Raw genomic sequence first — 5,401 nt, 5'->3', positions numbered from 1 at the left:
GTCGGCCAGCCGCTGCTCTTCGTCGTCCTCGGCGTCGTCCTGATCCTGTTCAGCGTCGGATACGCCGAGATGAGCCGCCACGTCCACAACGCGGGGCCCCGGACGTTCCGGGCGGCCGGGGTGTCCGCCACGGCACCGGTGGCGAAGCCGTGGGCGGTCTTGTACAGGACGTCCACGACGAGTTGCGCGCGGGGCCAGGTGGTAGGCGGGGCGCCGACTCCGGTGGCGTTCTCCACGATCTGGTCGTTGGTGAGACGCACGACGCCGCACCCGGCGGACGCGACCGGACCGCGCAGACCCGACTGGGCCATGATCGGGCGGAGTACGCCGAGAAGGGCGGCCTGGCCGAAGTGCTTGGCCCGGTTGAGGGCAGCGACTGGGTGCCGGGGTGCTGGGCTGGCCGGTCGGATGCTGGAGGACGCGGGCGGGCACAGGGGAGCCGGGGCGGCCGGTCACGACCTGTTCGGTCTTCTCGCCGAGAGTCACGACGCCTCCGGCCGTACCGGCGACCAGCCCGTGCCACAGTGCGCCTGATCATGCGTGGCGAGCGCCCGGTAGCCACGGCCTCGCTCACGGCATGGCCGCCCGGCGCTCCTCAGTGACCGTAGGGAGGCTCTAAGCAGCCGGTCTCCGGGTAGGGGCCGTTGGTCCGCACCTCGAAGTTCGACTTCTGCACGAACGCCGACACGCAGGCGTCGGCGTGAACGCGCAGGGCGACCCGCGTCCCCTCGGGCGTGACGTAGTGGTCGTCCTTCCAGCGTGCGGACATCTCCGTGACGGTGAGCGTGCCGCCGAGGCGTCTGCCGCCCTTGGTGACGCGCTCCTCCTCGTAGCCGAGCCGGAGCAGGGCCGCCCGGACGGTCGCGGGATCCCACTCGCGTTGTCTCCACAGGCGCTCCAGCACGGGCCGGATGCGGTCGGCCTCCCGTCGGGCGTCCTTCTCGTGGGCCGGAGCCATCTCGCCCTCGCGGCGGTAGGCGTTGTTCTCGTTGTAGTGCGGGGCGCCGTCGCCGGCGCCGGGTTCCACGTACGGCGAGGCACCGGAGGCAGGAGGTGAGGACGTGGCGGACGGGCTCGGAGCGGTTCCCGCCGCTGTGTCCGAGGCGTGCAGGTCGCCGCAGGCGGTGAGGGTCACCGCGAGGGCGAGTGCCGTGGCCGGCCCAAGGAGGGCGCGGCGGGTGGTCGTTGAGGTGGACATGATGCCCACTTTCTCATCGCCGCCGCTCTCCGTCTTGCCGCTGATACAGAGCCGTCCGGCGATCTTCTTCGCGCCTGGTCCGGTCGGGCAGGGGCTTGCCGCGATCCTCGCAGACCGCGGCGCAGGGGACGGCTGTGGGAGGGCTGCTCCCCTCCGGCTGGGGACGGATGTATCCCTCCGGGTGGGGACGGCTGTTCCCCTCCGAGTCCGGCGGTCAGGACTTGGCCGGCGTCACCTTCCTGTCGGTGCCGTTCACCCGCACGGTGACCTTGCTCCGGTTCCGGGCCCGGTCGGCCGTGACGGTGTACGACGTGACCTTCCCCTTCCGCCACGTGCAGCCGACCTCGTAGCCGCCACGTGCGCGGAGTCCGGTGAAGGAGCCCTTGGCCTTCCAGTCGTCCGGCAGGGCGGGCAGCAGGTGGATGACGCCGTCGTGGCTCTGCAGGAGCATCTCCGCCACGGCACCGGAGATGCCGAAGTTGCCGTCCATCTGGAAGGGCGGGTGGTTGCAGAACAGGTTGGGCAGCGTGTTGTAGGTGAGCAGTCCGCGCAGCATGATCCGGGCGCGGTGGCCGTCGCCCAGGCGGGCGAAGAGAGCCGCACGCCAGGGCCAGGTCCACGAACGGCGGCTGTCGCCCGACACCGTCCCGGCCGTGAACGGGACGCCTTCCTTCTCGCCGCAGCGCGCCTTGAGCGACACGAGGGCGGCGGCCGCGAAGCCCGGTGTCCGGGGGGTGATCTGGCGGCCCGGGTAGACGGCGAAGAGGTGTGAGGTGTGGCGATGGATGTCGGTGGGGCTGTCGATGTCCTCCTGCCACTCCTGCAGTTGGCCCCACTGGCCGATCTTGTTCGGTGCGAGGCGTGCCTGAAGTTCCGCGACCTTGGCCCAGTAGGCGGGATCCGCCCCGAGCACCGATTCGCAGTCGAGGTAGTTCTGGAACAGGTCCCAGATGATCTGCTGGTCGTACATGACGCCGTCCTCGCGCGGCCCGTGCTCGGGGGACCAGCCGTCGGGTGCGACGAGGAGCCCGTCCTCACGCTCCTTGAGATGGTCCTCCCAGAACTGACAGATCTCCTTGATCATCGGATGGGCGACGGTGCGCAGATAGTCCAGGTCCTGGGTGAACGCCCAGTGCTACCCCGTCCGCGCCGAGGTCGACGCCGGCCAGGCCGATCTCGCTCACCTGGAAGTGGCTGACGCCTGCTTTCGGTGCGAAGTCGAAGCGGTAGAAGCGGTAGGCCGCGGAGGCGGCGCAGGTGAACTCCTTCGTCTGGAAACGGTTTTCGAAGGGCGCATCCAGAGTGCGTCTGTCGAGCGTGGTCCAGGTGGTGCCGTCGGCGGAACCGGAGAACGTCCGCTCCTGCGGGTCGCGCTGCGGTACGTCGTCGGCACTCGTCAGCCGGTAGGACGCGACCGCCGTGGGGGCGGGGAGCTCGACCTGCCACTGCACCTTCGCACCCGGCCCCTCGATGCACCACTTGGTGCTCGGCTCACCGTCGTACGTCTTGTCGACACCCTCCGACGGGGAGCTGCTGTACGGACCTCCGTAAGCCGTGACCTTCGGGCTCGTACGGGGAGCGAAGGTGACGACGACGTCACCGAAGTTGCGGTACGAGCCGAAGCCGGTCATGCCGGTGTCGAAATCGCTGTCCGGCTTGCCCGCCAGGGCGTTGTCGTAGTCGTTGACCCCGCCCCAGAGGCTCTGCTCGTTGAACTGGATGCGCTCCTCGTGGGGATCGGCGAAGAGCATGGCGCCGAGCCGGCCGTTGCCGATGGGCAGGGCCTGCGACTGCCAGTCCGCGGCGGGTACGGAGTAGGTCAGCGCCTCGCGCGACAGGGTGGGCCACCGGAGGGCCCGCGGCGCCCCGGCCTCCGCGGCGACAGCCCGCCCTCCGGGAGACGTGCCGGTCACCCGGGAGAGCAGCGGGGCGAAGGCGAGGCCACCGCCGAACTTGAGAAGGCTGCGTCGCTGCGGTTGGGATTCAGTGACCACGGTGAGATCTCCCAGCCCATTCATCGGCTCTTTCGCGGAGGGAGTGACGCCACGTCGACACATGTCGGGGGGCTCGAACATCGTGACCGCGATATAGATCGGATGTCTAGGGGTGTGCATCACTCGACGACCACCAAGGTCGGCAACTGGCCTGGCCCATCCCGGACTGCGAAAATGAAGGCCAGAGGCACATGGACCCGTCTCACCTGGAGGTACCCGTGAAGATGCTCATCAACGTCCCGGAGACCGTCGTAGCGGACGCACTGCGCGGTCTGGCGGCTGCACACCCGGAGCTGACCGTGGACGTGGAGAACCGGGTGATCGTGCGGCGGGACGCTCCCGTCGCGGGGCAGGTGGGGCTGGTCTCGGGCGGAGGATCGGGCCACGAGCCCTTGCACGGCGGCTTCGTGGGCCCCGGCATGCTGTCGGCGGCCTGCCCTGGCGAGGTGTTCACCTCCCCCGTGCCCGACCAGATGCTGCGCGCGGCCACCGCCGTGGACAGCGGCGCCGGCGTGCTGTTCATCGTGAAGAACTACACCGGTGACGTGCTCAACTTCGACATGGCCGCCGAGCTGGCCGAGGACGAGGGCATCCAGGTCGCGAAGGTACTGGTCAACGACGACGTGGCCGTGACCGACAGCCTGTACACGGCGGGGCGGCGCGGTACGGGCGCGACCCTGTTCGTGGAGAAGATCGCGGGTGCCGCCGCCGCCGAGGGCATGCCGCTGGAGCGGGTCGAGGCCATCGCGCGGCAGGTGAACGAGAGCTCCCGCAGCTTCGGGATCGCACTGAGCGCCTGCAGCACACCGGCGAAGGGCAGCCCCACCTTCGATCTGCCGCCCGGCGAGCTGGAGTTGGGCATCGGCATCCACGGTGAGCCCGGCCGGGAACGGCGCGCCATGATGACCTCCGGGGAGATCGCCGAGGCCGCCGCCGAGGCGGTGGTGGAGGACCTCCAGCCGCGCAATCCGGTGCTGATCCTGGTCAACGGCATGGGCGCCACGCCGCTGCTCGAGCTGTACGGCTTCAACGCGGAGGTACACCGGGTGCTCGCCCAGCGCGGCGTCCCCGTGGCCCGTGTCCTCGTGGGCAACTACGTCACCTCCCTGGACATGGCGGGCGCCTCGCTCACCCTGTGCCAGGTCGACGAAGAGCTGCTGCGGCTGTACGACGCTCCGGTGAGGACCCCGGGTCTGCGCTGGGGTATGTGACGCACAGGGGGTAGAGGATCACCACGTACCTACCAGGCAAGGAGACCCAGTGCTCGACGCCGCATTCTTCCGCCGCTGGATGACGGTGACCGCCGCGTCCGTCGACCGCGAGGCGGAACGGCTCACCGCCCTCGACTCCCCCATCGGGGACGCCGATCACGGCACCAACCTCCAGCGCGGGTTCAGGGCCGTCGCGGCCGCCCTGGAGAAGGAACCCCCCGGCACGCCCGGCGGGGTGCTGACCCTCGCCGGACGCCAGCTGATCTCGACGGTCGGCGGCGCCTCGGGGCCGCTGTACGGGACGCTGCTGCGCCGTACCGGCAAGGCCCTCGGCGATGCCGGTGAGGTCAGTGCGGAGCAGCTGGCCGAAGCCCTGCGGACGGGGGTGGACGCGGTCATGACGCTCGGCGGCGCCGCCCCGGGCGACAAGACCATGATCGACGCGCTGGTGCCCGCCGTGGACGCACTCGGCGACTCGTTCACGGCGGCCCGGACCGCCGCGGAGGAGGGCGCCGTGGCGACGACGCCCCTGCAGGCGCGCAAGGGCCGGGCCAGCTATCTGGGCGAGCGCAGCATCGGCCACCAGGACCCGGGTGCCACGTCGTCGGCGCTGCTGATCGCCGGACTCGCGGAGGCCGCAGGTGAGTGACGAGCAGCTGGTGGGGATCGTGCTGGTGTCGCACAGCGCGGAGGTGGCCGCGTCGGTCGCCGAGCTGGCGAAGGGGCTCGCGGGCGGCGGCACGGTGGTGCCCGTCGCTCCGGCGGGCGGCACCGAGGGCGGCGGGCTCGGCACCAGCTCCGAACTGATCGCCGCGGCGGCCGCGTCCGTCGACCGTGGCGCCGGGGTCGCCGTCCTGACCGACCTGGGCAGCGCCGTGCTCACGGTGAAGGCGCTGCTCGCGGCCGGACCCCTTCCGGGAGATGCTCGACGGCTTCCGCATCGTCGACGAGCACTTCCGCAACGCCCCGGCCGAGGCCAACGCCCCGCTGCTGCTGGG

The 5,401-nt window shown here is 70.9% G+C and carries 6 protein-coding genes and 1 pseudogene; 3 read left to right on the top strand and 4 right to left on the bottom strand.

The window, feature by feature from the left end:
* The 4 genes and pseudogenes from ABZ281_RS36070 to ABZ281_RS36055 form a co-directional block, all read right to left on the bottom strand.
* Positions 1-260, bottom strand: a pseudogene (locus ABZ281_RS36070) (hypothetical protein); the annotation flags it as partial.
* Between the two features lie 335 nt (positions 261-595).
* Positions 596-1,198 carry a hypothetical protein gene (locus ABZ281_RS36065; RefSeq protein WP_356662281.1) on the bottom strand — a complete coding sequence of 201 codons (603 nt, stop codon included), beginning with the start codon at positions 1,196-1,198 and terminating at the stop codon, positions 596-598.
* A 214-nt stretch (positions 1,199-1,412) separates the two neighbouring features.
* Positions 1,413-2,282, bottom strand: coding sequence for a glycoside hydrolase family 95-like protein (locus ABZ281_RS36060; RefSeq protein WP_356662280.1), 870 nt, complete (start codon positions 2,280-2,282; stop codon positions 1,413-1,415).
* Positions 2,233-3,192, bottom strand: coding sequence for a glycoside hydrolase N-terminal domain-containing protein (locus ABZ281_RS36055; protein WP_356662279.1), 960 nt, complete (start codon positions 3,190-3,192; stop codon positions 2,233-2,235). Before ABZ281_RS36055 ends, ABZ281_RS36060 begins: the two co-directional genes overlap by 50 nt.
* Positions 3,193-3,410: 218 nt before the next feature.
* Here ABZ281_RS36055 and dhaK point away from each other — a divergent pair, with 218 nt between their 5' ends.
* The 3 genes from dhaK to ABZ281_RS36040 form a co-directional block, all read left to right on the top strand.
* On the top strand, positions 3,411-4,403 hold the full coding sequence (dhaK, locus tag ABZ281_RS36050; RefSeq protein ID WP_356662278.1) for a dihydroxyacetone kinase subunit DhaK: 993 nt from the start codon (positions 3,411-3,413) through the stop codon (positions 4,401-4,403).
* Between the two features lie 49 nt (positions 4,404-4,452).
* The gene (gene dhaL, locus ABZ281_RS36045; protein ID WP_356662277.1) at positions 4,453-5,052 is read left to right on the top strand and encodes a dihydroxyacetone kinase subunit DhaL; all 600 of its coding nucleotides are present in this window, start codon (positions 4,453-4,455) and stop codon (positions 5,050-5,052) included.
* On the top strand, positions 5,045-5,401 hold a 357-nt coding region (locus ABZ281_RS36040), incomplete at its 3' end, for a hypothetical protein (RefSeq protein ID WP_356662276.1). The genes dhaL and ABZ281_RS36040, both read left to right, overlap by 8 nt.

Origin of the sequence: Streptomyces sp. NPDC006265, from assembly GCF_040613555.1 — a bacterium.
In the GTDB taxonomy this organism is placed as follows: domain Bacteria; phylum Actinomycetota; class Actinomycetes; order Streptomycetales; family Streptomycetaceae; genus Streptomyces.
The sequence above is the reverse complement of the archived record's forward strand: the minus strand, read 5'-3'. Positions and strand labels throughout refer to the sequence as shown.